The sequence below is a fragment of the Spirillospora sp. CA-294931 genome (assembly GCF_050946795.1).
Taxonomy (GTDB): domain Bacteria; phylum Actinomycetota; class Actinomycetes; order Streptosporangiales; family Streptosporangiaceae; genus Spirillospora.
On the sequence record NZ_CP192006.1, the window covers coordinates 5,700,811 to 5,726,050 of the forward strand.

Genomic DNA, 25,240 nt, shown 5'->3' on the forward strand with positions numbered 1-25,240 from the left:
CCGAAGGCGACGCTTCCCCGGCGAGATCGCGAAGCGATGCAGCAATCGCAAAATCACGGTCACCGAAGCGAGCCGCCAGGCGAGCGGAGGTGGGCCGGGGTTTCAGTGAACACAGCCGCCAGGCGAGCGGAGGTGGGCCGGGGTTTCAGTGAACACAGCCGCCAGGCGAGCGCAGGTGGGCCGGGATTTCTTAAATACTGTCGAGGACGTAGCCGACGCCTCTTACCGTGCGGATGGGGCTGCCTTCGCCGAGTTTGGCGCGGAGCTGGGCGATGTGGACGTCGACGGTGCGGCTTCCGGCGCCGGCGCCGGGGCCCCAGGCGGCCTCCAGGAGCTGTTCGCGGGTGAAGACGCGGCCCGCGTTGCCCATGAGGAACTCCAGCAGGTCGAACTCGGTGACGGTGAGCGCGACGGAGCGGTCGGCGACGGTGACGGTGCGGCCGCGGGCGTCGAGGGAGACCGGGCCCGCGCGCAGGACGCCGGGAGGCGCGCCGGGTCCGGCGCGGCGCAGGGCGTCGGCGACGGCGCCGACCAGGACGCGGGGGCCGAACGGGCGGGTGACGTGGTGCTCGCCCAGCGAGCGCGCCACACCCGGGTCGACCGGGTCGGTCACGGCCACCACCGGGGCGGGACGGGCGGTGTCGGTGACGCGGCGGAACAGGTCGGCGGGCAGGGGCGCGGTCGACAGGTCGAGCACGACCACATCCGGCCGGAAGCGGATCACCGCGGCGGCGGCCCGCGAGGGGTCGGTCTCGGTCTCGACCTCGAAGCCCTCGCGGGCGAGGTAGCGGCGCTGGAGTTCGGCCACGGCGGGATCGTGCTCGACGACCAGGACGAGGCCGCCGCTCTCGGTGTTCATGGGCGCCGGTCGTCCCCGAGGGTCGGATCGTCCCCCTGGTCGAGGGACTTCCAGAGGCTGGACGGGTCGTCGTCCGGCGCGGTGCGGGAGCGTCCGGCCGGGACGGCGGCGCCGCGCGCGCGTTCGTAGCGGGCGGACATGCCCGGCCAGCGGGCGCCGCGCAGCACCGTGACCAGTCCGGCGGCGGCCAGGAGCACTCCCCCGGCCAGCGAGACCGTCCACCAGAGCGAGACGTCGGTCGAGGTGTCGCGCGCCAGGCGGATCAGGGCGCTCTCCTCGCCCGCGGTGGAGACGACGTGCTCCTGCCGGACGCTGGACGCCGAGGTGTAGGCGATGCCGACGCCGAACAGCGCCAGCAGCACGCCGACGGCGGAGCGGACCCGGCCGGAGGTGGCGAACAGCGCGGCGAGCCCGGCGAGCCCGGCCCAGCCCAGGGCCCCGGCGACACCGCCGAGGTCGCGTCCGGTGAGTTCCTGTGCGAACGGGGTGATGGCGTCGCCGGCGCGCACGGTCGCCCAGGGGCGCCCGGCGGCCAGCAGGGCGAGCCCGGCGCCCGCCGCGCACAGCAGCGCGGTCAGGCCGCGCTCGCGGGCGGGCGTCATCCGGTCTGTTCTGCGGGGCGCTCGCCCACGACGGCGTCGAGGACGTCGGCGTCCCAGCAGGTGCGGTCGCCGGTGTGGCAGGCGCCGCCGACCTGGTCGACCTTGACCAGGACGACGTCCTTGTCGCAGTCGAGCGCGACCGACTTGACCCACTGCTGGTGGCCGGAGCTCTCGCCCTTCACCCAGTACTCCTGGCGGCTGCGGGACCAGTAGGTGCAGCGGCCGGTGGTGAGGGTGCGGTGCAGGGCCTCGTCGTCCATCCAGCCGAGCATGAGCACCTCGCCGGTGTCGTACTGCTGGGCGATGGCGGGCACGAGGCCGTCGGCGGTGCGCTTGAGGCGGGCGGCGATTTCTGGGTCCAGATTGGACGGTCGAGCGGACATGGCTTCCATTCTGCCGGGTGGCCGCTTCGGCCGCGCTCCGGGGATGCGACAGGGCCCGCACCCCTGGCCGGGAGTGCGGGCCCTGAAGTACGGCTACGGGTGTTACAGGGGGACGACCTGGTCAGCCTGCGGACCCCGGTTACCCTGGGTCACCTCGAACTGAACGCGCTGGTTCTCGTCCAAGGTGCGGTATCCGGAGGACTGGATCGCCGAGTAGTGCACGAAGACGTCCGGCCCGCCGCCGTCGACGGCGATGAATCCGAAGCCCTTTTCGGCGTTGAACCACTTCACGGTGCCCTGCTGGGGCATGTCTTTCTCCTTGCGGCAAAACGTGGGCCCACACCTCGCGGGCCCGGCGCGGTCACTGCGGAACGCTCTCGCCTCCCGTACGGACCCGGAAAAGCCAAAACGCCCGCTGCCATCAGTCCGCGGGCGTCCAGTGAAACGATCGAGAACCACGACTGCAACCGACGCGCCCCACCGTATCACCGCTTCCGCGTAAAGCGGAGGATCAAGAGCCATCGCGATTCGCCTCTCGGCGAACCCGCCCGTTACCAGCCCGTTAAAGGTCGCGTCGGATCTCGTCCAGGCTCTTGACAGCTCCGTCGGATCCGGTCAACCCCTGTCATGCGCCGCCGGTCGTCCCGGGGGCCGTGCGGGGAACTCGCCCTCGCGGGGGCGTGCTCGCGGACGGCTCGAAGCCCCCGCACAGTGGCACTGTGGCCTCGCGGAGCGGTCAGCCCGCCCTTCCCGAGGAGGCAGCCGAGCCGTGCTCCATGGACACTTTTTTAAGGACATATCACGCGAATTTTCACCGTCATCGCCGCAGTTCCGGGGCCCTGTCGCGGCCCGTGGCGGCTCAAGGGGGATCGTGCACGCGTGATGGCACCGTGGTGAACAAAGAACTCGACACTCTTGGCACTTTTGTCCACACCCGAATTCCCGCGATGAAGCTCTCCGGCGCCCACTCCCCCATGGCCCGGACTAGGGCGCCGAGTCGCGGCCCGCGCGCGCTCGTGTCCGCTCCTGGCCGCGATGCTCCGCTTGTGGCCGCCGTCCCGTACAGGTCGCCCGGGCGGTCCGGCCACGGTCCCCAGGAATAAGTGGACGTCCCATCTGGTAATCAATAGCGCGCCCCAACCCCGGCCCCCCCGGGGGCCATCGACGACCCCATCAGGAGGAACCCCCGTGCCAGCAGGTTCCGAAGACGCCCATCACCACGTCCTGAGAGAGGGGATGGGGGTCCTCGCGGTCGCGATCAGGACCGAGCCCCGGCCGTTCACCATCTCGGTGCTGGCCAGCGCCCTGTACGCGGCCATGACCGTCGCCACCGCCAGCGTTCTCGGCTGGGTGACCGAAGAGACGGTCCTGCCCGCCTTCAGGTCCGGCGACACGACGGCGGGGGCGCTGACCGCGGCCGCGCTGGCGATCATCGGCGTCGCGGCGCTCAAGGCGCTGGGAGTGGCCGGACGCCGCTTCTACGCGGGCCTCATGCAGTACCGGATGCAGGCGACCTACCGCCGTGCCGTCACGCGCCAGTACCTGAAGCTCCCCCTGGCCTGGCACCACCGCCACCCGACGGGGCAGCTGCTGTCCAACGCGAACGCCGACGTGGAGGCGTCCTGGGCGCCGCTCGCGCCGCTGCCGATGGCCGTCGGCGTGGTGGTCATGCTGGTGATCTCGGCGGTGTCGATCGTGCTGACGGACCTGACCGTGGCGATCGTCGGCTTCCTGGTCTTCCCGGCCATCGCGCTGCTCAACGTCGTCTACCAGCGGCGGCTCGCCCCGGTCGCGACCCGCGCGCAGCAGTTGCGCGCCGAGGTCAGCGAGGTGGCGCACGAGAGCTTCGAGGGCGGCCTGGTGGTCAAGACCCTCGGCCGCGAGGAGTCGGAGACCGAGCGCTTCCGGGCCACGGCCGAGGCCCTGCGCGACGCCAACGTGCGGGTCGGGCGGGTCCGGGGCATGTTCGACCCCCTGCTGGAGGCGCTGCCCAACCTGGGGGTGCTGGCCGTCCTGCTGGTCGGGTCGATGCGGCTGGACGCGGGCGCCATGACGGCCGGCGACCTGGTGCAGGTGGCGTACCTGTTCACGCTGCTGGCCTGGCCGATCCGGGCGCTCGGCTGGGTCCTGGCCGAGGTGCCGCGCAGCGTGGTGGGCTGGCGGCGGGTGCGGAGCGTCCTGGACGAGGGCGGCTCGCTCCCCTACGGCGAGAAGCGGCCCGGGGACGGCAACGCGGCGGCGCTGGAGGTCAGCAAGGTCCGGTTCGGCTACGCCTCCTCCGACGACATCGGCGAGCCTCCCGGGGACGTCCTGCACGACGTGTCCTTCGACGCCGGGCCCGGGAAGACGCTCGCGGTGGTCGGGCCGACCGGCTCGGGCAAGTCGACGCTCACGTCCCTGCTGGTGCGGCTGGTCGACCCGGCCGACGGCGCGGTCCTGCTGGACGGGGTCGACGTGCGCGACATCGAGCGCGGCGGCGTGGCCGAGACGGCGGCGCTGGTCCCCCAGCAGACGTTCCTGTTCGACGACACCGTCCGCGGCAACGTGACACTCGGGCTCGACCTGCCCGACGAGCGGATCTGGGAGGCGCTGCGCCTGGCGCAGGCCGACGGGTTCGTGGCCGCGCTCGGCGATGGGCTCGACACCCGGGTGGGCGAGCGCGGCGCGACGCTGTCGGGCGGCCAGAGGCAACGGCTGGCCCTGGCCCGTGCCCTGGTCAGGCGGCCCCGGCTGCTGGTGCTGGACGACGCGACGTCCAGCGTCGACTCCCAGGTCGAGGCGCGCATTCTGCGAAGCCTTCGGGAGTCGCGCGGCACGGTCGTCGTGGTGGCCTACCGCAAGGCCACGATCGCCCTGGCGGACGAGGTGGTCTACATGGAGCGCGGCCGGGTCCTGGACCGGGGGCCGCACGCCGAGCTGTTGGAACGTTCTGAGGGCTACCGGAACCTCGTCAACGCCTACGAGCGCGCCGAGGCCGAGCAGGAGCTCATCCACGAGCAGGAAGAGGAAGAGGAGGCGCGGGCGTGACCGCACTCAGTGAGGTGGCCGCGCGCGAGGGCGCGCTGAGCACGCTGCGGCGCGGCATCGCCCTCAGCCCCGAGTTCAAGGCCGGCCTGGCCGGGACGCTCGTGCTCGCGCTGGTCGCGACCGCCGGGCGGATCGTGGTGCCGATCGCCGTCCAGCAGACCATCGACAAGGGCATCACGGCCGACGGCGGCCCCGACGTCGCGTTCATCCGCAACACCGCGCTGCTGTGCGCGCTGGCCGTGCTGGCCACCGCCGTCAGCGCGTACTGCATGAACGTGCGGCTCTACAAGTCGACCGAGTCCGGACTGTCCTCGCTGCGGGTCAAGGCGTTCCGGCACGTGCACGACCTTTCGATGCTGACCCAGAGCGGGGAGCGGCGCGGCGCGCTGGTGTCGCGGGTGACCGGCGACGTCGACCAGATCAGCCAGTTCATGCAGTGGGGCGGGCTGATGATCATCGTGTCGCTGGGGCAGCTGGTGGTGGCCAGCGTGCTGATGGCGGTCTACTCGTGGCCGCTGGCCCTGCTGGTGTGGGCGGCGTTCCTGCCGCTGATGCTGGCGCTGCGCTGGTTCCAGAGGCTGATCTCAGCCGCCTATACCCGGGTGCGCGAGCGGATGGGCGACCTGCTGGCCGCGGTGAGCGAGTCGGTGGTGGGCGCCTCGGTGATCCGCGCGCACGCGGCCGAGGAGCGCACCGCCGAGAAGGTCGACCAGACCGTGGACGAGGCCCGCAGGGCCCAGACCCGGGCGCAGGGGCTGGTCGCGCTCACCTTCCCCTCCACCGAGCTGGTGGCGGCGCTCGCGACCGCCGGGGTCGTGGTCGCCGGGACGCTGCTGGGCATCGGCGGCCATCTGACCGCCGGGAAGCTGGTGGCCTTCCTGTTCCTGGTGACGCTGTTCGTGAGCCCGATGCAGACGGCGACCGAGGTGCTGAACGAGGCGCAGAACGCCATCGCGGGCTGGCGGCGGGTGCTCGGGGTGCTGGACACCGAGCCGGACGTCGCCGACCCGGGTGACGACGGTCAGGTGCTGCCGCGCGGCCCCATCGAGGTCCGGTTCGAGGACGTGGGGTTCGCCTACCCGGGAGGGCCTCCCGTCCTGCACGGGGTCAGCGCGTCGATCGCCCCGCGCTCGCGCGTCGCGATCGTCGGCGAGACGGGGTCGGGCAAGACCACCTTCGCCAAGCTGCTGACGCGGCTGATGGACCCCGTGTCCGGCCGGGTGCTGGTGGACGGCGTCCCCCTGGACCGGATCAGGTTCTCCTCGCTGCGCGAGCGGATCGTGATGGTGCCGCAGGACGGCTTCCTGTTCGACGCGTCGCTGGCCGACAACATCCGCTACGGCAGGCGGGACGCCACCGACGCCGACATCCTGCTCGCGCTGACCGAGCTGGGGCTGGGCGACTGGCTGGCGGGGCTTCCCCGGGGTCTGGAGACGCCCGTCGGGCAGCGCGGGGAGTCGCTGTCGGCGGGCGAGCGGCAGCTGGTGGCCCTGGCCCGCGCCTACCTCGCCGACCCGGACCTGCTGGTGCTGGACGAGGCGACCTCGGCGGTCGACCCGGCCACCGAGGTCAGGATCCAGCGGGCGCTGGACGGCGTGACGCGCGGCCGCACCGCGATCGCTATCGCGCACCGGCTCTCCACGGCCGAGGCCGCCGACGAGGTGATCGTGTTCGACGCGGGACGGATCGTCCAGCGGGGGCCGCACTCGGAGCTGGTCGGCCGCCCGGGGGTCTACGCCGACCTGCACGAGAGCTGGATTTCCCAGCGGACGCTGTGAGAACGGTCTCAACGGGAGGTTTCGCCGGTGTCGTGCTCGTCTCGTTCCCGACATCCGCACGCTAAAGCACTTGCCCGATATCTGGTCGAGTGCGCATTCTGCTGGGGTGAGTAACGAGGTCTTGATGGAATCAGCGAGCACTCTGCACGGTCAACTCCAGCGGGGCCTGGGCAGGGCGGCGCGGCGCGCCGCCGACCGTCCGGGCTCGGGCGAGTACGTCTACGACTGCATTCGCAGGGATCCACGCTGGGACCCGCAGTGCGAGACACGGGACCTCTATTACGCGCGCCTGATGGTCGACCTCGAACTGCCGATCGGCCCCGTGGTGGAGCATCTGTTCGACCCGGCCGACCAGGCGGACCAGGCGGACCAGGCGGACCAGGCGGACACCGACGGCCGCCGGGTGCTGCTCGCGTTGCAGGTGCTGACCGAGATGGCGCGGCTCAGCCGCCGCGAGGCGGCCGTTCCGCTGCGGCGCTACGCCGAGGAGGGCACCCACTGGTACGACGCCCTGGAGGCCCTCATGGCCATCGGTGACCCCGTCCTGGCCGTCGGCCTGGACGAGCTGGTCGCCGGGCGCTGCGACGAGGACACCCTGATGCACCTGGTCATGGCGCCGCCCAACCCCGTGCTGGAGTCGTGGGCCGCCCGCCAGCCCAGGATCGCGGCCGCCGTCGACCACCGGCGTCGGACCGCCAGGACCCGCCTGACGTCGCGTCCGGCCCCGGGTGCGCGCGACGAGCGCCCCGAAGAGGAGCTGGTCGAACTGGCCAGGCGCGGCGACGAGGGCGCCGTCGCGGCCGTGTTCGAGCTGGGCCGCCGCCGCGCGCCCGGCCTGCTCGACCTCGCCGAGGAGATCCTGCCGCGCCGTCCCGGCAAGCTGGGCGGCGTCGTCTGCCGCGCGCTGCGCGAGTACGGCCCCGAGGTGCTGCCGTACGCCCGCAGATGGGCCACCGCCAGAGCCGGGTGCGACGACATCGGCCTGCACCTGCTGGCCCGCTACGGGACGCGCCAGGACATCCCCCTGCTGATGACGGAGCTGAGCGACGCCGTGAGCCGCCGCGACTGGGGCGACGCCGCCAGCCCGATCGAGGGCCTGGGCCGGTTGCGCGCCGGTGAGGCCGTCCCGCTGCTGAAGACCGCGTGGACCGAGTCCACCTACGCCTACCTGCGCACCCGCGTCCTGACCGCCTTGACCCGCACCGCGCCCCACACTGCCGAGGCCTACACCGTCGAGGGCCTGTGGGACTGCGAGGAAGGGGTCCGCCAGGTCGCCGTCGAGACCGCGCCCCTCACCGACGACACCCGGATGCGCCTCCAGCGGTTGAACCACGACGCCGCCGAGGATCCGGGCGTCCGCGCCGCGTCCGCCGCCCGGCTCATGATCTGACGGGGTCCCCGGCTGAACCGCCCGGGGCCCGCGCGCGTACCTCCCGTCGAATCGCGCATCCCATCGCGGGAGGACCGACCATGCATCACCTCAGGACCGCGCTGTCCTGCTGCGCCGCGCTGGCGCTGGCGGCGGGCTGCGGGCAGTCCGGCGGGCATTCCAAGCACGGCGACGCCGCCGCTGCCGCCAAACCCGCCTCGATCGAGCAGCTCGCGTCCAAGGCGGACTGCAAGCTCTCGGGCAAGCGCGCCTCGCGGGAGCTGCGCCAGGGCGTCTGCCAGTCGGGCAAGGGACGCTTCGTCATGCTCGACTTCACCACGGACAATCACCAGCGGGTCTGGCTGGAGGAGGCCAAGCCCTGGGGCGGCTCCTACCTGGTGGGGACGCGCTGGGTCGTCGTCGGCACCCCCAAGATCCTGGAAGGGCTCCGGCCCGAGCTGGGCGGCAAGGTGCTCAACGGACGGCACCACGGCTGAGGCCGGTATGAGGGCCGGGGGCGCGGAGTCATCGCCGGGTACTACTTTGGGTTCGCCTGATTTCCATCTCCGGGAGGGCGGCCCGCGAGGGGCCCGCGCCCTAGACTCACGGCCATGATCTCCCCTGTTAGACGGAAATTGGCCGTCATGCCCCTGATCCTCCTGCCGCTCGCGGCGGTGGCGGCGTGCGGCGGCGAGAACTCCAAGACCGACTGCAACGTCAACTCCTGCACCGTGACGTTCGACCGCGGTGTGGACGCCAACGCCTCGATCCTCGGCGTCAAGGCCGAGCTGGTGAAGGTGGAGGGCGAGAAGGTGACGCTCAAGGTCGGCGACGCCACCGTCACCGTCCCGGTGGGCGACGGCCAGCAGGAGGTGGACGGGTTCGACGTGAGCGTCCAGTCCGTCACCAAGGAGAAGGTCGTCGTCAAGATCTCCAACGGCTGATCGCGGCGGAGTCCCGCCGCGCCGCCCGCGCGCATAGGATTCGCCCATGCGTTCGATCACCGCGGCGGAGCGGCGGGCCAGGCTGGCCGTCCGGCACCGATTGGCCACCGAGTCCAGGGCCGAAGGCGGCGCGGCCGGAGTCACCGGCGTCGCCCGCTCGCTGGTCGCGTTGCACGCGACCGACCCGGCGACGGTCTTCCTGTCGGTCGCGGCGCGCTCGGGCGCCGCGACTCCCGCCGACGTCGAGGCCGCGCTCTACGAGGAGCGTTCCCTGCTGCGGATGCTCGCGATGCGGCGGACCATGTTCGTGGTGCCGGTCGAGCTCGTCCCCGCGTTGCAGGCGTCGTGCGCCGACGCGCTGGCGGTCAGGCAGCGCCGCACCTACGCCGGGTACATCGAGCAGGCCGGTGTCGTCCCCGACGCCGGTCCCTGGCTGGACGAGGTCGAGGCGTCCGCCCACCGCGTCCTGCTCGATCTGGGCGCGGCCACCGGGGCGCAGATCAGCGCGGCCGAGCCCCGGCTGCGCACCAAGGTCGACCCCACCCCCGGCAAGTCCTACTCGCGCCCCCTGAGCATCACCACCTGGGTGCTGGTCACCCTGGGCTGCCAGGGCCGCATCGTGCGCGGGCGGCCCAACGGATCATGGATCAGCAGCCAGTACCGCTGGTCGCCCATCGAGAAGTGGCTGCCGGACGGCGTCCCCCGGCTCCCGATCGACGAGGCCCGCGCCGAGCTGGTCGGACGCTGGCTGCGCGCCTTCGGCCCGGCGCCCCGCTCGGACATCAAGTGGTGGACCGGCTGGAACTTCGGCGACGTCGACAAGGCGCTGGCCCGCCTCGACCTGGCCGAGGCCGATCTCGGCGACGGCGTCACGGGCCTGCTGCACGCCGACGACCTGGAACCCGTGGCCGCGCCCGAGCCCTGGGCGGCGCTGCTCCCGGCCCTCGACCCGACCCCGATGGGCTGGCAGCGCCGCGAGTGGTACCTGGGCGAGCACGCGCCGCCGCTGTTCGACCGCAGCGGCAACATCGGCCCCACGGTCTGGTGGGACGGCCGCGTCGTGGGCGGCTGGGCCCAGCGCCCGGACGGCGAGATCGCGGTGCGGCTGCTGGAGGACGCCGGTGCCGAGGCCCGGGCCGCCGTCGACGCCGAGGCCGCCCGCGTCGCGGCCTGGATGGGTGAGGTCAGGGTCACGCCCCGTTTTCGGACACCCCTTGAGCGCGAGCTGTCGGCCTGATCCGGGAAGATGGGGCCATGCCCGCTGAACGGATGCTTCCCACCCCCGAAGCCGAAGAGCTCATCGCGCTGACCCGCGAGCTCGCCCGCAAGGAACTGGCCCCGCGCGCCGCGGCGGCCGAGGAGGACGCGGCCTTCCCCCGCGAGATGTTCCGGCTGCTCGGCCGCTCCGGCCTGCTCGGCCTGCCCTATCCCGAAGAGCAGGGCGGCGGCGGGCAGCCGTACGAGGTCTACCTCCAGGTCGTGGAGGAGATCGCCTCGGTGTGGGCGTCGGTCGCGGTCGGCCTCAGCGTGCACACCCTGTCCTGCTTCCCGCTGGCCAACTACGGGTCCTCCGAGCAGCGCAAGCGGCTGCCCGAGCTGCTGGCCGGGGAGCTGCTCGGCGGCTACGCCCTGTCGGAGGCGCACGCGGGCTCGGACGCGGGCGCGCTGAGCACCCGCGCGGTCGCCGACGGCGACGGCTACCGGGTCACGGGCACCAAGACCTGGATCACCCACGGCGGCGAGGCCGACTTCTACGTGCTGTTCGCCCGCACGTCCGACGACGGCGGCCGGGGCATCAGCTGCTTCCTGACCGACGGCCGGATGGAGGGCCTGACGTTCGGGCCGCCCGAGCGCAAGATGGGCCTCACCGGGTCCACCACCGCCCAGCTGCACTTCGACAACGCGCGGCTCCCGGCCGAGCGGCGGCTCGGCGAGGAGGGCCAGGGCTTCCCGATCGCCCTTGCGGCGCTCGACTCCGGGCGCCTGGGCATCGCCGCGTGCGCGGTCGGCCTGGCGCAGGGCGCGCTCGACCACGCCGTCAAGTACGCCACCGAGCGCGAGCAGTTCGGCCGTCCGATCATCGCCAACCAGGGCCTGTCGTTCCTGCTGGCCGACATGGCCGCCGCCGTGGAGTCGGCCCGCGCCACCTACCTCGACGCGGCCCGCCGCAAGGACCGCGGGCTGCCGTTCGGGCGCCAGGCGTCCATCGCCAAGCTGGTCGCGACCGACGCGGCGATGAAGGTCACGATCGACGCCGTCCAGGTGCTCGGCGGCTACGGCTACACCCGCGACTTCCCCGTCGAGCGCTACATGCGCGAGGCGAAGGTCATGCAGATCTTCGAGGGCACCAACCAGATCCAGCGCATGGTGATCGGCCGTCACCTGGCCAAGAACACCTAGCTCAGTAGAGCCTCGGGCCGTAATGGCCCGAGGCGCGCACCCTCTGCTTGGAGGCGCGGCGCATCAGCGCCAGCGTGAGCGTGATCGCCGCCGCGAGCGCGACCCCGGCCAGCGCGCCCAGCACCGACAACCCGAGGACGACGTGCGCGGTGTCGTCCGGCCTGACCAGCAATTGGCCGTCGGCGCCACGGCAGGTGAGCTTGATCGTCCCCGACTCGGGCGCCTCGAAGCTCACGACGTACCGGTAGGACTTGTGGTCGGGAGCGCTGAGCGGGCTCTTCTTGGACAGCGTGACCGGCTCGGCCGGTCCGCCGTCCGTCGACAGCGAGCAGGAGGACGGGGCCGAGTCCGACTGACGCGCGTAGATCAGGTACTTGTGGCCGCCGGTGACGTCGAGGCTGATGCCGGTCTCCGGATCGCCGGTCGCCGGGGGCCGGTCGGCGGCGTTCGAGGCGCCGATGTTGGTGAGCAGCATGATCAGGAACCCCACGACGGCGACGACCCCGATCACGGCGGGCAGCGCGTACCACGCGCCGTGCGGCCGGACGCGCGGACGAGGGGGCGGCGGGCCCGTAGGCGCGTTAGGCCACATCTCGTGCTCCCCCGATCGTCTCAATTGATCGAATATTGGCACGCCGGAGGCCGGAACTCCATCGGGGAGTCCACTGACAAGTACGAGTCGCATCGTGTGACGTCGCGTCTGTGGGTCTGGCGGGACGAATACGGGAACGAGACCTTCTGGTCCGGAGTGGTGGGAGACCTGGTCACAGGGGGTGGACGAGCCCTGGATGGTGATCGCGGCCGGTTAACGCGGGTGCGGGTCCGGGTGCCGGGCGGTTACCGTTACTAGGTAGTAGCCCGTCGATCCGGCCGACGCACTCCCGCCCCCGCCGGGGACGTCCGGCGTTCTGGAGTAGAGAAATGGCTCTGAGGAACCGACTACCCGCTCCGCCGCTTCGTCTCCCCCGCCCCCGCACGTTCCGGCGCTATCACGTCCAGCGCGACCTCCGCGTGCCGATGCCCGACGGCGTCACGCTGCTCGCGGACCGCTACATCCCCAACGGGGCCGAGCGGCCCCGCCCGACCATCCTCGTGCGCACCCCCTACGGGCGCCGGGGGCCGCAGTCGATGATCAACGGCCTGCCGTTCGTGCCGTTCGGGTTCCAGCTCCTTGTGCAGAGCGCGCGCGGGACGTTCGGGTCGGGCGGCGAGTTCGACCCGCTCGGCGACGAGCACGAGGACGGCCTGGCCACGGTCGCGTGGCTGCGCGACCAGCCCTGGTTCGACGGCACGTTCGCCGCGTACGGCGCCAGCTACCTCGGCTACTCGGCCTGGGCCCTGGCCGCGGAGGCCGGCCCCGAGCTGAAGGCGATGTCGTTGCAGATCACCGCGTCCTCGTTCCGGGACGCGGCGTACGTCGGCGGCTCGTTCGCGCTGGAGTCGACGCTGAGCTGGACCGATCTCACCCACCGGCAGCACCAGCCGCTCGGCGTGCTCAACGCGGCGCTGCTGTCGCGGCGGCGCGCCCTGCGCGCGGCCCGCTCGGGACGCCCGCTGGCCGAGCTGGACGTCCTGACCGGCGGCGCGCCGATGCGGTTCTACCAGGACCTGCTCACCCACCACCAGACCGGCACCGACTACTGGCTCAGGCGCGACTTCAGCGGGACCGTCGGCCAGGTCGGGGCGCCGGTGACGATGCTCGGCGGCTGGTACGACGTGTTCCTGCCGTGGGAGCTGAAGGACTACCTGGCGCTGCGCGCGGGCGGGCACCGCCCCTACCTGACGATCGGCCCGTGGTGGCACGCCGACGCCCGCCACGCGGTGGTCTCCTTCCGCGAGTCCCTCGCGTGGTTCCGCGCGCACCTGCGCGGCGACCCCTCGGGCCTGCGCGCCGAGCCCGTCCGGCTTTACGTCACGGGGGCGCGCGAGTGGCGCGACTACCGCGACTGGCCGCCACCCGGGGTGCGCCACGAGCGCTTCCACCTGCACGCGAGCGCCGGGCTCGGGGTGGACGGCCCGCAGGACAGGCCGCCGAGCGCCTACCGGTTCGACCCGGCCGACCCGACGCCCGCGCTGGGCGGGCCGACGCTGCTGGGCAGCTCCAAGCCGGTCGACAACCGGCCCCTGGAGAAGCGCCGGGACGTCCTGGTGTTCACCACGGCGCCGCTGGGCGACCACCTGGACGTGATCGGCCCGGTCATGGCCGACCTGTTCGTGCGCTCCGACCGCGAGCACACCGACTTCATCGTCCGGCTGTGCGACGTCGCGCCCGACGGGACGTCCCGCAACGTGTGCGAAGGCGGGCTGCGGCTGCCCGCGGCGGGCGACAAGCCCGTCGGCACCGAAGGGGTCAGGCGGGTCGCGGTCGACCTGTGGCCCACCGCCCACCGCTTCAGGCGCGGTCACCGGATCCGGGTGCACGTGGCCAGCGGCGCCTACCCGAAGGTCGCGACCAACCCCGGCACCGGCGAGCCGCTGGCCACGGCCCGGGAGATGGTCCCGGCCGAGCAGGAGGTCTTCCACGACCCCGACCATCCGTCGGCGATCCTGCTGCCGGTCGTCGAGCGCTCGCCCGAGGCGGCCGTCCACGATCCGGAGGCCGAGGAGGAGCAGGGCGCACCGCTTGACCTCGATCGCGGTTGAGGATCAAGGATGGCGTCATGAGCCTTACCGAACACGAACGCGCCTATCTCGAAGACCAGCCCCTGGCCCGTCTGGCCACCGTGGGGCCCGACGGCGACCCGCAGAACAACCCCGTCGGCGTCTTCTACAACGAGGAGACCGGGTCGATCGACATCCGCGGCTATTCGATGGGGAAGACCCGCAAGTACCGCAACGTCAAGGGCAACCCCCGGGTCGCCCTGGTGATCGACGACCTGGTCTCGCGGCAGCCGTGGACCGTGCGCGGCCTGGAGATCCGGGGCGAGGCCGAGGCGCTCAGCGTCGAGACCCCGCCCGGCTCTCCCTTCAGCCCCGAGATCATCCGCATCCACCCCCGCCTGATCTTCAGCTGGGGCGTCGAGCCCGGCACCGAGGGCGTCCTCAGGCGGACGCTCCCGTGACCCGGGCAGCGATGGCCCGCGCGAACCGGTCGGCCGAGCCCGGGGCGTGGTCGAGGAACAGGTCGGGCTCGGTGAGCTCCAGCTCCAGGACGACCGGCGTCCCGTCCGGGCCGGGCACCAGGTCGACGCGGGCGTAGAGGAGATCGGCGCCGTGCGGGACGGCCGCCAGAGCGCGCCGCGCCACCGCGAGCTGTTCGGGGGCCGCGGTGGCGGGCGACATGTCGCCGCCGCGCGGCTCCTCCGCGACGCCGGTGCCCTCGGCCAGGATCGGCCCCTTGCGGGCGGCGTGGCTGAACTCGCCGTCGAAGAACAGCAGCGCGGTCTCGCCCTCGGTGTCGATGCCGGTGAGGTAGGGCTGCACCATGACCGTCTCGCCGTCGCCGAGCAGTTCGCGCAGGTGGGCCCGGGCACGCTCGCGTTGGCTGGGCCCCCACCGCGCGGTGCCCCGCGCACCGGCGGACACGGCGGGCTTGATGACCAGGTCCGGCCACCGCGACGGCAGATCGGCCGGGTCCCACAGGGTCGGGACGACCGGGACGCCGGCCTCGGCGAGGTCGCGCAGATACCGCTTGTCGGTGTTCCAGCGGACCACGTCCACCGGGTTGGCCAGCCTGGGGACGGCCCTGGCCCAGCCCAGGAACTCCTCGAGGCGGGTGGTGTAGTCCCAGGTGGAGCGGATGACCACCAGCTCATGAGCGGACCAGTCGGCCAGCGGGTCGTCCCAGCGCGTCACGGCGGACTCGATGCCGAAGCCCGAGCGCAGGGCCTCGCGGAGCAGGGGGAGCTCGGCGTTGCCCTCGGGCATCGCGGCGAAGGTGGCGAAGGCAACGGTCATGAGGGGAGGTGCTCCTTCTACCGGATGGGGTGGCCCGCTTCGCGCAGGGCGTCCTTGACCTGCGAGATCTTCAGCTCGCCGAAGTGGAAGACGCTGGCGGCCAGCACCGCGTCGGCGCCCGCGCCGACGGCGGGCGCGAAGTGCTCCAGCGCCCCGGCGCCACCGCTGGCGATCACCGGGACCGAGACGGTCTCCCGCACCAGGCGCAGCAGTTCCAGGTCGAAGCCGTTCTTGGTGCCGTCGGCGTCCATCGAGTTCAGCAGGATCTCGCCCACCCCGAGCTCGGCGCCGCGGGCGGCCCACTCGACGGCGTCGATGCCGGTGCCCTCGCGGCCGCCGTGCGTGGTGACCTCGAAGCCGGACGGTGTGCCCGCCGCGCGGCGGGCGTCGACCGACAGCACCACGCACTGCGACCCGAACCGGTGGGCCGCCTCGCGGAGGAACTCCGGCCGGGCGATGGCCGCGGTGTTCACCGAGACCTTGTCGGCGCCCGCGCGCAGCAGCCGGTCGATGTCGTCGACCGTGCGGACGCCGCCGCCGACGGTCAGCGGGATGAACACCTGCTCGGCGGTGCGGCTCACCACGTCGTAGGTGGTGGAGCGGTCGCCGCTGGAGGCGGTGATGTCGAGGAAGGTCAGCTCGTCGGCGCCCTCGGCGTCATAGCGGCGGGCCAGCTCGACCGGGTCGCCCGCGTCGCGCAGGTTCTGGAAGTTGACACCCTTGACCACCCGCCCGGCATCGACGTCCAGGCAGGGAATCACTCGCACCGCGACACTCATCGGCGAAGCCTCCTTGTGTCCCGGGGGGCGTGGGGGGTCGTCCCCCCACACGGAAACGCGACGGTCATTTGACGGCCGCCAGGGCCTCTTCGAGGGTGAACGCCTGGGCGTACAGGGCCTTGCCGACGATGGCGCCCTCGACGCCGTCGCCCACGAGCCCGGCCAGGACGCGCAGGTCGTCCAGGGACGAGACGCCGCCGGAGGCGATGACGGGCTTGTCGGTGCGGGTGCAGACCTCGCGCAGCAGCTCGGTGTTGGGGCCGCGCAGGGTGCCGTCCTTGGTCACGTCGGTGACGACGTAACGGGGGCAGCCGTCCTCCTCCAGGCGGGCCAGCACCTCCCACAGGTCGCCGCCCTCGCGGGTCCAGCCGCGGGCGGCCAGCGTGGTGCCCCGCACGTCGAGACCGACCGCGATCTGGTCGCCGTGCGAAGCGATGATCTTGCGGCACCACTCGGGGTTCTCCAGCGCGGCGGTGCCGATGTTGACCCGGGCGCAGCCGGTGGCCAGCGCCGCCTCCAGCGAGGCGTCGTCGCGGATGCCGCCCGACAGCTCGACCTTGACGTCCAGGCGCCCGGTGACCTCGGCCAGCAGTTCACGGTTGGAGCCGCGGCCGAACGCGGCGTCCAGGTCGACCAGATGGATCCACTCCGCTCCCGCGCTCTGCCACGCCAGCGCCGCCTCCAGCGGGGCGCCGTAGGAGGTCTCGGTGCCGGCCTCGCCCTGGACCAGGCGCACGGCCTGGCCGTCGGCGACGTCGACTGCGGGAAGGAGCGTCAGAGTCATGGGAAAACCTTATCCGGAGGGTCGGGACCGGCCGCGCTCAGCGGCGGCGGTCGAAGGCCAGCGTGACGAAGACCGGAACCAGGAACAGCGACAGCGCCAGCAGCGCGAACCGGGCGGGCCAGCCGTCCAGCAGGAACCACCCGGCGATCTGGACGGCGGCGAACACGCCCAGCGTGAGGCGGTTCTGCGTCCGGCGGCGGCGGGCCAGCTCGCCGCGCTGCCGCCGGACCCGCACGGGCCGGGGAAGCAGCCTGCCCAGCCGCCGCCACCGCTCCCGCCGCCGGGCCCGCGCGGCCTGGCGCTCGGCGTGCTCGGCGGCCCGCGTGGCGGCGGCCAGTTCGCGCTCGGCCCGGCGCCTGGCCCGCTCCTTGCTCACGAGTCGCTCACGAGAGGGTGGCGAGCCAGTTCTTCAGGAGCTGGGCACCGGCGTCGCCGGACTTCTCCGGGTGGAACTGGGTCGCGCACAGCGGGCCGTTCTCGACGGCCGCCACGAAGCGGTCGCCGTGTTCGGCCCAGGTGACCGTCGGCGGCGTGATCAGGCCCGTCGGGTCGGGTTCCAGCTCCCAGCGGCGGACGCCGTAGGAGTGGACGAAGTAGAAGCGCGTCCCGGCGTCCATGCCCTGGAAGAGCACGGTGTCTTCGGGGGCGGCGACGGTGTTCCAGCCCATGTGCGGCACGACGGGGGCCTGGAGGCGCTCGACGGTGCCGGGCCATTCGCCGCAGCCCTCGGTGGTGACGCCGTGCTCGACGCCCTCGCCGAAGAGGATCTGCATGCCGACGCAGATGCCGAGCACCGGGCGTCCGCCCGACAGGCGGCGGCCGATGATCTGCTCGCCGCGCACCGAGCGCAGCCCCCGCATGCAGGCGGAGAACGCGCCCACGCCCGGGACGACCAGGCCGTCGGCCTCGACCGCGGCGTCCCAGTCGGCGGTCACGGTGACGTCGGCGCCGTGCCGGGCCACCGCGCGCTCGGCCGAGCGCAGGTTCCCCGAGCCGTAGTCGAGGATGACGACCCGCATGGCTACAGCGCCCCCTTGGTGGACGGGATGCCGTGCACCTTGGGGTCGAGGGCGACCGCGTCGCGCAGGGCCCGCGCGAGGGCCTTGAACTGGGCCTCGACGATGTGGTGGGCGTTGCGGCCGTACGGGACGTGGACGTGCAGGCAGATCCGCGCGTTCGCCACGAACGACTCGAAGATGTGCCGGGTCATCGTGGTGTCGTACTCCGGGCCGATCATCGGCGCCATGCCCTCGGGCTCGGAGTGCACCAGGTAGGGGCGGCCCGCGATGTCGACGGTGACCTGCGCGAGCGACTCGTCCAGCGGGATCGAGGCGTCGGCGAAGCGGCGGATGCCGGCCTTGTCGCCCAGGGCCTGGGCGAACGCCTGGCCGAGCGCGATCGCGGTGTCCTCGATCGTGTGGTGGCTGTCGATGAACAGGTCGCCGGAGGTCTTGACGGTCAGGTCGAACGACCCGTGCTTGCCGAGCTGGGCCAGCATGTGGTCGTAGAAGCCGACGCCGGTCGCCACGTCGACCACGCCGGTCCCGTCCAGGTCGATCTCGACGAGGACCTGCGTCTCCTTGGTCCCCCGCTCGACCCTCCCCTTGCGGCTCACAGGCTCTCCTTCAGTGCTTCTCGGAACGCGGCCATCTCGCCGGGCGTGCCGACGCTCACCCGCAGCCACTCGGGCGGCCCCACCTCGCGGATCAGGACGCCGCGCGAGAGCAGCGCCTCCCAGACCCGCCTGCGGTCGGGGAACCGCCCGAACAGGACGAAGTTGGCGTCGGAGTCGGCCACGGCGAACCCCTCGCCGCGCAGCCATCCGACCAGGTCGTCGCGCTCGCGGCGCAGCCCGGCCACGGCGGCCAGCAGCTCCTCGCCGTGCGCGACGGCCGTGCGGGCCACCGCCTGGGTGACCGACGAGAGGTGGTAGGGCAGCCTGACCAGCATCAGCGCGTCGATCACGGCCGGGTCGGCGGCCAGGTAGCCCAGCCGCGTGCCCGCCATGGCGAACGCCTTGGACATGGTGCGGGTGACGATCAGGCGCGGACGGCCGGGCAGCAGGGTCAGCGCCGACGGCGTGCCCGCGCGCCGGAACTCGGCGTAGGCCTCGTCGACCACGACCATGCCCGGCGCGGCGTCCAGCACGGCCTCGATCGCCGCCGGCGGCAGCGCGGTGCCCGTCGGGTTGTTGGGCGAGGTCAGGAAGACCACGTCGGGGCGGTGCTCGCGGACGGCCGCGACGGCGCGCTCGGGCGCCAGGCCGAAGTCCTCGTCGCGGTGGGCGTCGACCCACTCGGTCCCCGTGACCCGGGTGATGATCGGGTGCATCGAGTAGGACGGCTCGAAGCCCAGCGCGCGGCGTCCGGGGCCGCCGAAGGCCTGGAGGATCTGCTGGATGACCTCGTTGGAGCCGTTGGCCGCCCAGACCTGCCGGGACGTCAGCCCGGCGCCCGGGGTGTCGTCGTTCAGGAACGCGGCGAGGTCGTCGCGCAGGGCGACCGCGTCGCGGTCGGGGTAGCGGTTCAGCGTCCCTGCGAGGTCCATGACGGCCTCGCCCAGCGCCTTCACCAGCCGGTCGGACGGCCCGTGCGGGTTCTCGTTGGTGTTCAGCGCGACCGGCACGTCGAGCTGCGGCGCGCCGTAGGGCGTGCGGCCGCGCAGGTCGTCGCGGATCGGCAGGTCGGAGAGGTCGGTCATGACGGGGTCTCCCAGCCGAAGCGGGCCTTGAGCGCCGCGCCGTGGGCGGGCAGGTCCTCGGCCTCGGCGAGGGTGACCACGCGGGCGGTGGCCTCGGCCAGCGCGGCCTCGTCGTACTCCACGACGTGGATGCCGCGCAGGAACGTCTGCACCGACAGGCCCGAGGAGTGGCAGGCGCAGCCGCCGGTGGGCAGGACGTGGTTGGACCCGGCCAGGTAGTCGCCGAGCGAGACCGGCGCGTGCGCGCCGATGAAGATCGCCCCGGCGTTGCGGACGCGGGCCGCGACCGCGCGGGCGTCGGCGGTCTGGATCTCCAGGTGTTCGGCGGCGTAGGCGTCGACGACCCGCAGGCCGTCGTCGACGCCGTCGACCAGCACGATGCCCGACTGGCGTCCGGCCAGGGCCTCGGTGATGCGCTCGGTGTGCTTGGTGCGGGCCACCTGGACGGCCAGCTCGGCCTGGACGGCGTCGGCCAGCTCGGCCGAGTCGGTGACCAGCACGGCCGCGGCCAGCGTGTCGTGCTCGGCCTGGCTGATCAGGTCGGCGGCGACATGGACCGGGTCGGCGGTGGCGTCGGCCAGCACGGCGATCTCGGTGGGCCCGGCCTCGGAGTCGATGCCGATGACGCCCTTGAGCAGCCGCTTGGCCGCCGCGACCCAGATGTTGCCGGGCCCGGTGACCAGGTCGGCGCGGGCGCACTCGTCGGTGCCGTAGGCGAACATCGCGATCGCCTGCGCGCCCCCGGCGGCGTGCACCTCCTCGACGCCGAGCAGCGCGCACGCCGCCAGGATCGTGGGGTGCGGCAGGCCGCCGAACTCCTTCTGCGGGGGCGAGGTGACGGCCAGGGAGCCGACGCCCGCCTCCTGGGCCGGGACGACGTTCATCACGACGCTGGACGGGTACACCGCGCGCCCGCCCGGCACGTAGAGCCCGACCCTGCCGACCGGCACCCAGCGCTCGGTGACCGAGCCGCCGGGCACGACCTGCGTGGCGACGTCCTCGCGGCGCTGGTCGCGGTGGACGATCCGGGCACGCCTGACGCACTCCTCCAGCGCGTCCCTGACGGCCGGGTCGAGCGAGGCCAGCGCCCGGTGGATCTCGGCCACCGGGACGCGCGTGCTCTCCAGCTCGACGCCGTCGAAGTCTCGGGTGTACTCCCGCACCGCCTGCGAGCCGCGATGGCGCACGTCGTCGCAGATCGGCCGCACCTTGGCAAGGGCGGCCTCGACGTCGAGCTCGGCGCGGGGCAGCACGGAGCGCAGGTCGCCGGGAAGCGAGCCGCGCAGGTCAATACGGGAAATCACCCGTCCAGTCTACGGAGTGAGACCTGTCCCCCGCGCGGTGTCTCACTGTCCGAGACGTCACATCGCGATCAGACGCGCAGCTCGCCGTCCAGCACGGTCACGGCCGTCCCCGCGAGCCGCACGCGGCCGCCGTCCAGCACGGTGGTGCGGACGTGGCCGCCGCGCTCGGACGCCTGGTACCCGACCAGCCCGGCGCGGCCGAGCTCGGCGGACCAGTAGGGGGCCAGGGCGCAGTGGGCGGACCCGGTGACCGGGTCCTCGTCGACCCCGACGTTGGCGGCGAAGAAGCGCGACACGTAGTCGTGGTCGGCGCCCTCGTCCGCCCGGGCGGTGACGATGACGCCCCGGGACGCCAGGGTGCCGATCAGGGCCGGGTCGGCGTCCAGGTCGCGGACGTCCTTGGCGTGCGCGAGCCGGAGCAGCAGGTCGCCGTTCCCGTTCCGTCCCGCCCAGCGGACGGGCACGCCGATGATCTCCTCGGCTCCGGCCGGGGTCTCGACGGCGGTCAGGGGCTGGGCGGGGAAGTCCATCTCCAGGCCCTCGCCCGCCTGCCGGACGGTCAGCCCGCCGCTCCTCAGCGTCCGGAACCGGATCGGCCGCCCGGCGGGAACGCGGCCCGTCTCGTAGAGGGCGTGGGCGGTCGCCAGCGTGCCGTGCCCGCACAGGGCCACCTCGACGGCCGGGGTGAACCAGCGCAGCTCGAAGTCGGCCTCCTCGTCGAAGATCGAGCGGACGAACGCGGTCTCGGAATGGCGCAGCTCGGCGGCCACCCGCTGCATCCAGGCCGGGTCGGCGGCCTCGTCCAGCAGGCAGACCCCGGCGGGGTTCCCGGCGAACGGCCGGTCGGTGAAGGCGTCGACGACGAGAATCCTCATGGCCCCGACGCTAACCGGCCCGGGTTCGCCGGGACCACGGCCAATCTCCGGCGATTGGCCTCACGCCTCGCCGGTGACGCGGGTGAAGGAGGGCAGCTCCTCCGGGGCGGCGGCGGGTTTCTCGGTGAAGTGCCCGTCCCACCGGCGCGGGCAGGCGACGATCCAGCCGATGACGAAGCCGACGACCAGGCTCGCCACGCTCATGATGATCAGATTCAGCCACATGATGGCGGCCTCCAGTGTCCGTCCGGGGGCGAACCCCCGGGATGGGAAGAAGCTAGCCAGGTCGGAGGGGGCGAGGGGCCGGGTCGGCGCGATCTGGCCCAGGGTGACCAGGGTCACATGCCCCTTTCGGGTGACGAGGGGCTACTCACCCGTAGCGGGAGCGGACACCCAGGTCACGGGGCGGCCTTCACACTGCGAGAAAACGCGGATGGGAAGATCACAAGCCCGGACGTACGCTGGCCGCAAAAGGTGCTCCCCCGGCGAGTGCCTCCCGAATGCGAACGTGGGGGGACACGGTGACCGAACGGCTTCCACTGTTCCCGCTGGGAACGGTGCTGTTCCCGGGCCTGGTGCTGCCCTTGCACCTGTTCGAGGAACGCTATCGCCTGCTGGTCCGCGACCTGCTCGAACGTCCCGAGCCCCGGCGGTTCGGGATCGTGGCCCTGGAGCTGGGCCACGAGGTCGGCCATGACGCCGCGCACCGCCTGGCCGAGGTCGGCTGCGTCGCCGAGCTGCACGGCGTCACGCCGCACGAGGACGGCCGGTTCGACATCATCACCATCGGCGGGCGGCGCTTCCGGCTCAAGGAGCTCGACCGCGCCCGGCCCTACCTGTGCGGCGAGGTGGAGTTCCTGCCCGAGGACGCCGGCACCGACGCCGTGGCGCTCGCCCACCAGGTCAAACCGCTGTTCCAGCTGTACCGGCACCGGCTGGCGGCCGCCGGGGACGGCGACGCGGCCGAGGCCGAGCCGATCGAGCCCATCGAGCTGCCCGACGACCCGGTGCGGCTGTCGTACCTGATCGCCGCCGCCGTGGTGCTGGACGGCCACGAGAAGCAGCGGCTGCTGGAGGCCGAGGACGCCGCGCACCGCCTGCGGTTCACGCGCGACCTGCTGCTGCGCGAGAACCGGCTGCTGGACGTGCTGCCGACCGTCCCGGCGGGGCAGTTCCTGGACGGCTCGTTCCGCCCCAACTGATCCGCGCGGACCGCGACACCGACATGCGGCCGGTGATCATCGGCGGCACACTGGGGTCATGGGCAGGACGAAGGGCGGGAAGGGCACCCCGGCGACGGTCGCGGCGGCCCAGGCGGGGATCGCGTACACGCTGCACACCTACGAGGTGGACGCGAGCGCCGAGTCGTACGGGCGGGCGGCCGCCGACGCCCTGGGCGTCCCGCACGAGCAGATCTTCAAGACCCTGCTGGCCGAGGTGGACGGGAACCTGACCGTCGGCGTCGTGCCGGTCTCGGGCTCGCTGGACCTGAAGGCGCTCGCGGCCGCGGCCGGGGGCAAGAAGGCCCAGATGGCCGACGCGAAGGCCGCCGAGCGCGCGACCGGCTACGTGGTGGGCGGGATCAGCCCGCTGGGCCAGCGCCGTGCGCTGCCGACCGTGATCGACGCGTCGGTGTCAGGGCTGGCGACCGTCTACGTCTCCGCCGGCCGGCGCGGACTCCAGATCGAGCTCGCCCCCGGCGACCTCGTCCGCCTCACCGGAGCGTCGCTTGCGGCGATCGTCCGCGGGTAGCCGCTTCACGATGGCCTCCAGCAGCCCGTAGGTCAGCACGGCCAAAAGCGGCCAGAAGCTCAGCACGCCCTTGGCCCGCAGGTCGGCCACGCCGGTGACGGTCTGGTCGTCGCGCGCCGCGCGCACCGTCCGCTCGAAGTCCGAAAGGCCCACCCAGTGCCCGACCTTCCAGGCCAGGAACGCCGCGGCGAAGCCGCCCACGGCCAGGGCGAACAGGAGCGGGAGGTCGCGTCCCCTGCCACCGAACAGGTAGGCGACGACGCCGCAGACCAGGCCGGCCACGAGCGCGATCACGGCGAACCGGCCGTCGATGCCGATCGGGCCCTGCCCCTCGGGGTCGGCCAGCAGCGGCTCGCCCTGCACCACCACGTAGGTGACGTCCGGGACGAGGGCCGACCACAGCAGGCCCGCCAGGGGCCCGAGAAGCGTCACGACCGCCGTCGCGACGGCCCAGGTCGCCAGGGCCTTCCCGATCGGTCGCCGCAATTCGTACTCTCCTTATTGGGCGGAGTCGCCGCCCGACTGCCGAAAAGCCTAGCCTGCCACCGGTGGCCGATCGACAATCGCCCGGTGCCCGATTCCCGCCCCAGAACGTCCCCGAGCCTGAGATAATGTGCCCGACATGTCCGAATTCAGTCCCGCGTTCGAGCGCCTCGGCGCCGCCCTCGCCGCGGTCGTCCTGCAGCAGCAGGAGACCCTGGCGGAGTTCTTGCCGCGCGAGGACTGGAGCGCCGACCTGACGTCCCGCACCTACACCAGCGGCGGCGTCACGGTCCGGGTCTCGCTGCTGGGCAGCTACGCCGCCCGCGAGCGGACCTGGCTCTGGGGCTGGGCCAACCCCCAGTTCGGCGACGACCACCCGGCCGTCCTGCCCACCCTGGGCATCCGGGACCTGGGCGAGCGCCTGGACATCCCCGAGTTCACCACCCCCGAGGTCGACCTGTCCTGGTACGAGGGCCCGGCCGGGCACGGCGGCGAGCTGATGGCGATGGCCGCGGGCGGCACGCTGGGCGGCGGCGGCTACATCGGCGCCGGTTACGACGGCGGCTCGGCGTACCTGCACGTCGACGACCCGCAGGCGCCCCCGGCGGTGTGGGACCCGATCCCGGTCCCGCGCCTGCTGGTCAACGCGGTCAGCCTCTTCCCCCACGACCACCGGCTGACCCTGGCCCGCCTGCTCAGCCACCACCGCGTCCCCTACCGCGAGACCGGCGGGCGCACCGAGGTCCATCTGCCGGGCGGCGGCCGGGCCCGCGCCGTCTACGACGGCCTGGGCCGCTTCATCGACTGGCACGCCGAGCTGACCCCCGCCAACGTCTAGCGGCGAGCACCCGTAGACGGCGCCAGTAGGACTACTGATTTCCTCGGGGACGGCGCTGGAGGAGGCCGTGACGATCATCCGCGCGATGTGGGAGCCCGGCGGCGGGCGAGGCGGGACGCGACCCCGGGTCGATCACCCGGATCGCCCAGCTCGTCGGGCATGTCACCGACTCTCCCGCCACCGTCCGGCTGGAGGGCGAGACGCCGATCCGCACCGACGCCGCGGGCTGGGCCCGCACGCTGGCCGGGCTGGCCACCGAGACCGGGTTCGACTCCTTCGTCTTCTGGCCCGAGGAGACCAGCGAGACCCAGCTTCTGCGGTGGGCCCGCGAGGTGGTCCCGGCGACCCGCGCGCTGCTGGAGCCCTAGCCGGGAATTGGTCCCGAGTAAATGGACTTGACGACGCTGTTGGAATTGCTGTTCATGCCCTGAGGAACGAAATTCCGCAGCTTATCGTCCCTACAATC

Annotated in this window: 29 protein-coding genes; 12 read left to right on the top strand and 17 right to left on the bottom strand. The window is 73.0% G+C overall.

Annotated elements, in window-relative coordinates:
• Window positions 1–190: 190 nt before the first annotated feature.
• The 4 genes from ACQPY4_RS25795 to ACQPY4_RS25810 all read right to left on the bottom strand — a co-directional run bounded on the left by ACQPY4_RS25795 (window position 191) and on the right by ACQPY4_RS25810 (window position 2,153).
• Window positions 191–859, bottom strand: a complete 669-nt coding sequence (locus ACQPY4_RS25795) for a response regulator transcription factor (RefSeq protein ID WP_433324906.1) — start codon at window positions 857–859, stop codon at window positions 191–193.
• Window positions 856–1,461, bottom strand: coding sequence for a Trp biosynthesis-associated membrane protein (locus ACQPY4_RS25800; RefSeq protein ID WP_433324908.1), 606 nt, complete (start codon window positions 1,459–1,461; stop codon window positions 856–858). Before ACQPY4_RS25800 ends, ACQPY4_RS25795 begins: the two co-directional genes overlap by 4 nt.
• Entirely contained in the window at window positions 1,458–1,844 is a 387-nt protein-coding gene (gene hisI / locus ACQPY4_RS25805) for a phosphoribosyl-AMP cyclohydrolase (RefSeq protein ID WP_433324910.1), read from the bottom strand. The genes ACQPY4_RS25800 and hisI overlap by 4 nt, the downstream gene beginning before the upstream one ends.
• A gap of 102 nt (window positions 1,845–1,946) precedes the next feature.
• A complete protein-coding gene (locus tag ACQPY4_RS25810; protein WP_018657218.1) occupies window positions 1,947–2,153 on the bottom strand; it encodes a cold-shock protein in 207 nt (68 codons plus the stop codon).
• 927 nt (window positions 2,154–3,080) lie between these two features.
• Between ACQPY4_RS25810 and ACQPY4_RS25815 the strand changes: the two genes are divergently transcribed.
• The 7 genes from ACQPY4_RS25815 (at window position 3,081) to ACQPY4_RS25845 (ending at window position 11,362) form a co-directional block, all read left to right on the top strand.
• On the top strand, window positions 3,081–4,871 hold the full coding sequence (locus tag ACQPY4_RS25815) for an ABC transporter ATP-binding protein (protein WP_433339024.1): 1,791 nt from the start codon (window positions 3,081–3,083) through the stop codon (window positions 4,869–4,871).
• Complete coding sequence (locus tag ACQPY4_RS25820) at window positions 4,868–6,649, top strand: ABC transporter ATP-binding protein (protein WP_433324912.1); 1,782 nt, start codon at window positions 4,868–4,870, stop codon at window positions 6,647–6,649. Before ACQPY4_RS25815 ends, ACQPY4_RS25820 begins: the two co-directional genes overlap by 4 nt.
• 124 nt (window positions 6,650–6,773) lie before the next feature.
• Complete coding sequence (locus tag ACQPY4_RS25825; protein WP_433324914.1) at window positions 6,774–8,039, top strand: hypothetical protein; 1,266 nt, start codon at window positions 6,774–6,776, stop codon at window positions 8,037–8,039.
• An 80-nt stretch (window positions 8,040–8,119) separates the two neighbouring features.
• On the top strand, window positions 8,120–8,515 hold the full coding sequence (locus tag ACQPY4_RS25830) for a hypothetical protein (RefSeq protein WP_433324916.1): 396 nt from the start codon (window positions 8,120–8,122) through the stop codon (window positions 8,513–8,515).
• A gap of 147 nt (window positions 8,516–8,662) precedes the next feature.
• Entirely contained in the window at window positions 8,663–8,962 is a 300-nt protein-coding gene (locus ACQPY4_RS25835; protein WP_433324918.1) for a hypothetical protein, read from the top strand.
• Window positions 8,963–9,008: 46 nt separating this feature from the next.
• Window positions 9,009–10,199: a winged helix DNA-binding domain-containing protein gene (locus ACQPY4_RS25840; RefSeq protein ID WP_433324920.1), complete on the top strand. Its 1,191-nt coding sequence runs from the start codon at window positions 9,009–9,011 to the stop codon at window positions 10,197–10,199.
• A gap of 17 nt (window positions 10,200–10,216) precedes the next feature.
• Window positions 10,217–11,362, top strand: coding sequence for an acyl-CoA dehydrogenase family protein (locus ACQPY4_RS25845; RefSeq protein ID WP_433324922.1), 1,146 nt, complete (start codon window positions 10,217–10,219; stop codon window positions 11,360–11,362).
• 1 nt (window position 11,363) lies between these two features.
• Here ACQPY4_RS25845 and ACQPY4_RS25850 read toward each other — a convergent pair whose 3' ends face one another.
• Window positions 11,364–11,954, bottom strand: coding sequence for a hypothetical protein (locus tag ACQPY4_RS25850; protein WP_433324924.1), 591 nt, complete (start codon window positions 11,952–11,954; stop codon window positions 11,364–11,366).
• Between the two features lie 329 nt (window positions 11,955–12,283).
• Between ACQPY4_RS25850 and ACQPY4_RS25855 the strand changes: the two genes are divergently transcribed.
• The gene (locus tag ACQPY4_RS25855; protein ID WP_433324926.1) at window positions 12,284–14,005 is read left to right on the top strand and encodes a CocE/NonD family hydrolase; all 1,722 of its coding nucleotides are present in this window, start codon (window positions 12,284–12,286) and stop codon (window positions 14,003–14,005) included.
• 17 nt (window positions 14,006–14,022) lie between these two features.
• On the top strand, window positions 14,023–14,424 hold the full coding sequence (locus ACQPY4_RS25860) for a PPOX class F420-dependent oxidoreductase (RefSeq protein WP_433324928.1): 402 nt from the start codon (window positions 14,023–14,025) through the stop codon (window positions 14,422–14,424).
• Here the strand turns inward: ACQPY4_RS25860 and ACQPY4_RS25865 are convergent.
• The 10 genes from ACQPY4_RS25865 to ACQPY4_RS25910 all read right to left on the bottom strand — a co-directional run bounded on the left by ACQPY4_RS25865 (window position 14,405) and on the right by ACQPY4_RS25910 (window position 22,043).
• On the bottom strand, window positions 14,405–15,259 hold the full coding sequence (locus ACQPY4_RS25865) for an ATP-grasp domain-containing protein (protein WP_433324930.1): 855 nt from the start codon (window positions 15,257–15,259) through the stop codon (window positions 14,405–14,407). The two genes, ACQPY4_RS25860 and ACQPY4_RS25865, sit on opposite strands and share 20 nt — an antisense overlap.
• Window positions 15,260–15,276: 17 nt before the next feature.
• Window positions 15,277–16,038: an imidazole glycerol phosphate synthase subunit HisF gene (gene hisF, locus ACQPY4_RS25870; protein ID WP_433324932.1), complete on the bottom strand. Its 762-nt coding sequence runs from the start codon at window positions 16,036–16,038 to the stop codon at window positions 15,277–15,279.
• A gap of 64 nt (window positions 16,039–16,102) precedes the next feature.
• Window positions 16,103–16,822 (bottom strand): bifunctional 1-(5-phosphoribosyl)-5-((5-phosphoribosylamino)methylideneamino)imidazole-4-carboxamide isomerase/phosphoribosylanthranilate isomerase PriA, encoded by a 720-nt coding sequence (gene priA / locus ACQPY4_RS25875; RefSeq protein WP_433324934.1) that lies wholly within the window; start codon window positions 16,820–16,822, stop codon window positions 16,103–16,105.
• Between the two features lie 37 nt (window positions 16,823–16,859).
• The gene (locus tag ACQPY4_RS25880; RefSeq protein ID WP_433324936.1) at window positions 16,860–17,198 is read right to left on the bottom strand and encodes a hypothetical protein; all 339 of its coding nucleotides are present in this window, start codon (window positions 17,196–17,198) and stop codon (window positions 16,860–16,862) included.
• A 7-nt stretch (window positions 17,199–17,205) separates the two neighbouring features.
• Window positions 17,206–17,841 (bottom strand): imidazole glycerol phosphate synthase subunit HisH, encoded by a 636-nt coding sequence (gene hisH / locus ACQPY4_RS25885; protein ID WP_433324938.1) that lies wholly within the window; start codon window positions 17,839–17,841, stop codon window positions 17,206–17,208.
• A gap of 2 nt (window positions 17,842–17,843) precedes the next feature.
• Window positions 17,844–18,437 (bottom strand): imidazoleglycerol-phosphate dehydratase HisB, encoded by a 594-nt coding sequence (hisB, locus tag ACQPY4_RS25890; protein ID WP_433324940.1) that lies wholly within the window; start codon window positions 18,435–18,437, stop codon window positions 17,844–17,846.
• On the bottom strand, window positions 18,434–19,522 hold the full coding sequence (locus ACQPY4_RS25895; protein WP_433324942.1) for a histidinol-phosphate transaminase: 1,089 nt from the start codon (window positions 19,520–19,522) through the stop codon (window positions 18,434–18,436). Before ACQPY4_RS25895 ends, hisB begins: the two co-directional genes overlap by 4 nt.
• Entirely contained in the window at window positions 19,519–20,826 is a 1,308-nt protein-coding gene (gene hisD / locus ACQPY4_RS25900) for a histidinol dehydrogenase (protein WP_433324944.1), read from the bottom strand. The genes ACQPY4_RS25895 and hisD overlap by 4 nt, the downstream gene beginning before the upstream one ends.
• A 68-nt stretch (window positions 20,827–20,894) precedes the next feature.
• Complete coding sequence (locus tag ACQPY4_RS25905) at window positions 20,895–21,701, bottom strand: PhzF family phenazine biosynthesis protein (RefSeq protein ID WP_433324946.1); 807 nt, start codon at window positions 21,699–21,701, stop codon at window positions 20,895–20,897.
• Window positions 21,702–21,761: 60 nt separating this feature from the next.
• Window positions 21,762–22,043: a hypothetical protein gene (locus ACQPY4_RS25910; protein WP_433324948.1), complete on the bottom strand. Its 282-nt coding sequence runs from the start codon at window positions 22,041–22,043 to the stop codon at window positions 21,762–21,764.
• Between the two features lie 179 nt (window positions 22,044–22,222).
• Between ACQPY4_RS25910 and ACQPY4_RS25915 the strand changes: the two genes are divergently transcribed.
• Both ACQPY4_RS25915 and ybaK read left to right on the top strand, forming a co-directional pair.
• Window positions 22,223–22,903 (top strand): LON peptidase substrate-binding domain-containing protein, encoded by a 681-nt coding sequence (locus ACQPY4_RS25915; protein ID WP_433324950.1) that lies wholly within the window; start codon window positions 22,223–22,225, stop codon window positions 22,901–22,903.
• Window positions 22,904–22,961: 58 nt separating this feature from the next.
• Entirely contained in the window at window positions 22,962–23,453 is a 492-nt protein-coding gene (ybaK, locus tag ACQPY4_RS25920) for a Cys-tRNA(Pro) deacylase (protein WP_433324952.1), read from the top strand.
• On the opposite strand, the gene ACQPY4_RS25925 is transcribed toward ybaK, so the two are convergent.
• Window positions 23,337–23,939, bottom strand: a complete 603-nt coding sequence (locus ACQPY4_RS25925; protein ID WP_433324954.1) for a hypothetical protein — start codon at window positions 23,937–23,939, stop codon at window positions 23,337–23,339. The genes ybaK and ACQPY4_RS25925 overlap by 117 nt on opposite strands.
• Before the next feature lie 136 nt (window positions 23,940–24,075).
• Between ACQPY4_RS25925 and ACQPY4_RS25930 the strand changes: the two genes are divergently transcribed.
• Entirely contained in the window at window positions 24,076–24,774 is a 699-nt protein-coding gene (locus tag ACQPY4_RS25930; RefSeq protein WP_433324956.1) for a DUF6882 domain-containing protein, read from the top strand.
• 31 nt (window positions 24,775–24,805) lie between these two features.
• On the opposite strand, the gene ACQPY4_RS25935 is transcribed toward ACQPY4_RS25930, so the two are convergent.
• The gene (locus tag ACQPY4_RS25935; RefSeq protein ID WP_433324958.1) at window positions 24,806–25,030 is read right to left on the bottom strand and encodes a hypothetical protein; all 225 of its coding nucleotides are present in this window, start codon (window positions 25,028–25,030) and stop codon (window positions 24,806–24,808) included.
• Between the last annotated feature and the right edge of the window lie 210 nt (window positions 25,031–25,240).

What these genes read in the sequence shown, in the direction of transcription:
- ACQPY4_RS25795 (WP_433324906.1), bottom strand. Translation starts at nt 859, where the DNA reads ATGAACACCGAGAGCGGCGGCCTCGTCCTGGTCGTCGAGCACGATCCC.
- ACQPY4_RS25800 (WP_433324908.1), bottom strand. Translation starts at nt 1,461, where the DNA reads ATGACGCCCGCCCGCGAGCGCGGCCTGACCGCGCTGCTGTGCGCGGCG.
- hisI (WP_433324910.1), bottom strand. Translation starts at nt 1,844, where the DNA reads ATGTCCGCTCGACCGTCCAATCTGGACCCAGAAATCGCCGCCCGCCTC.
- ACQPY4_RS25810 (WP_018657218.1), bottom strand. Translation starts at nt 2,153, where the DNA reads ATGCCCCAGCAGGGCACCGTGAAGTGGTTCAACGCCGAAAAGGGCTTC.
- ACQPY4_RS25815 (WP_433339024.1), top strand. Translation starts at nt 3,081, where the DNA reads ATGGGGGTCCTCGCGGTCGCGATCAGGACCGAGCCCCGGCCGTTCACC.
- ACQPY4_RS25825 (WP_433324914.1), top strand. Translation starts at nt 6,774, where the DNA reads ATGGAATCAGCGAGCACTCTGCACGGTCAACTCCAGCGGGGCCTGGGC.
- ACQPY4_RS25830 (WP_433324916.1), top strand. Translation starts at nt 8,120, where the DNA reads ATGCATCACCTCAGGACCGCGCTGTCCTGCTGCGCCGCGCTGGCGCTG.
- ACQPY4_RS25835 (WP_433324918.1), top strand. Translation starts at nt 8,663, where the DNA reads ATGCCCCTGATCCTCCTGCCGCTCGCGGCGGTGGCGGCGTGCGGCGGC.
- ACQPY4_RS25840 (WP_433324920.1), top strand. Translation starts at nt 9,009, where the DNA reads ATGCGTTCGATCACCGCGGCGGAGCGGCGGGCCAGGCTGGCCGTCCGG.
- ACQPY4_RS25845 (WP_433324922.1), top strand. Translation starts at nt 10,217, where the DNA reads ATGCCCGCTGAACGGATGCTTCCCACCCCCGAAGCCGAAGAGCTCATC.
- ACQPY4_RS25850 (WP_433324924.1), bottom strand. Translation starts at nt 11,954, where the DNA reads ATGTGGCCTAACGCGCCTACGGGCCCGCCGCCCCCTCGTCCGCGCGTC.
- ACQPY4_RS25855 (WP_433324926.1), top strand. Translation starts at nt 12,284, where the DNA reads ATGGCTCTGAGGAACCGACTACCCGCTCCGCCGCTTCGTCTCCCCCGC.
- ACQPY4_RS25860 (WP_433324928.1), top strand. Translation starts at nt 14,023, where the DNA reads ATGAGCCTTACCGAACACGAACGCGCCTATCTCGAAGACCAGCCCCTG.
- ACQPY4_RS25865 (WP_433324930.1), bottom strand. Translation starts at nt 15,259, where the DNA reads ATGACCGTTGCCTTCGCCACCTTCGCCGCGATGCCCGAGGGCAACGCC.
- hisF (WP_433324932.1), bottom strand. Translation starts at nt 16,038, where the DNA reads ATGAGTGTCGCGGTGCGAGTGATTCCCTGCCTGGACGTCGATGCCGGG.
- priA (WP_433324934.1), bottom strand. Translation starts at nt 16,822, where the DNA reads ATGACTCTGACGCTCCTTCCCGCAGTCGACGTCGCCGACGGCCAGGCC.
- hisH (WP_433324938.1), bottom strand. Translation starts at nt 17,841, where the DNA reads ATGCGGGTCGTCATCCTCGACTACGGCTCGGGGAACCTGCGCTCGGCC.
- ACQPY4_RS25895 (WP_433324942.1), bottom strand. Translation starts at nt 19,522, where the DNA reads ATGACCGACCTCTCCGACCTGCCGATCCGCGACGACCTGCGCGGCCGC.
- ACQPY4_RS25905 (WP_433324946.1), bottom strand. Translation starts at nt 21,701, where the DNA reads ATGAGGATTCTCGTCGTCGACGCCTTCACCGACCGGCCGTTCGCCGGG.
- ybaK (WP_433324952.1), top strand. Translation starts at nt 22,962, where the DNA reads ATGGGCAGGACGAAGGGCGGGAAGGGCACCCCGGCGACGGTCGCGGCG.
- ACQPY4_RS25930 (WP_433324956.1), top strand. Translation starts at nt 24,076, where the DNA reads ATGTCCGAATTCAGTCCCGCGTTCGAGCGCCTCGGCGCCGCCCTCGCC.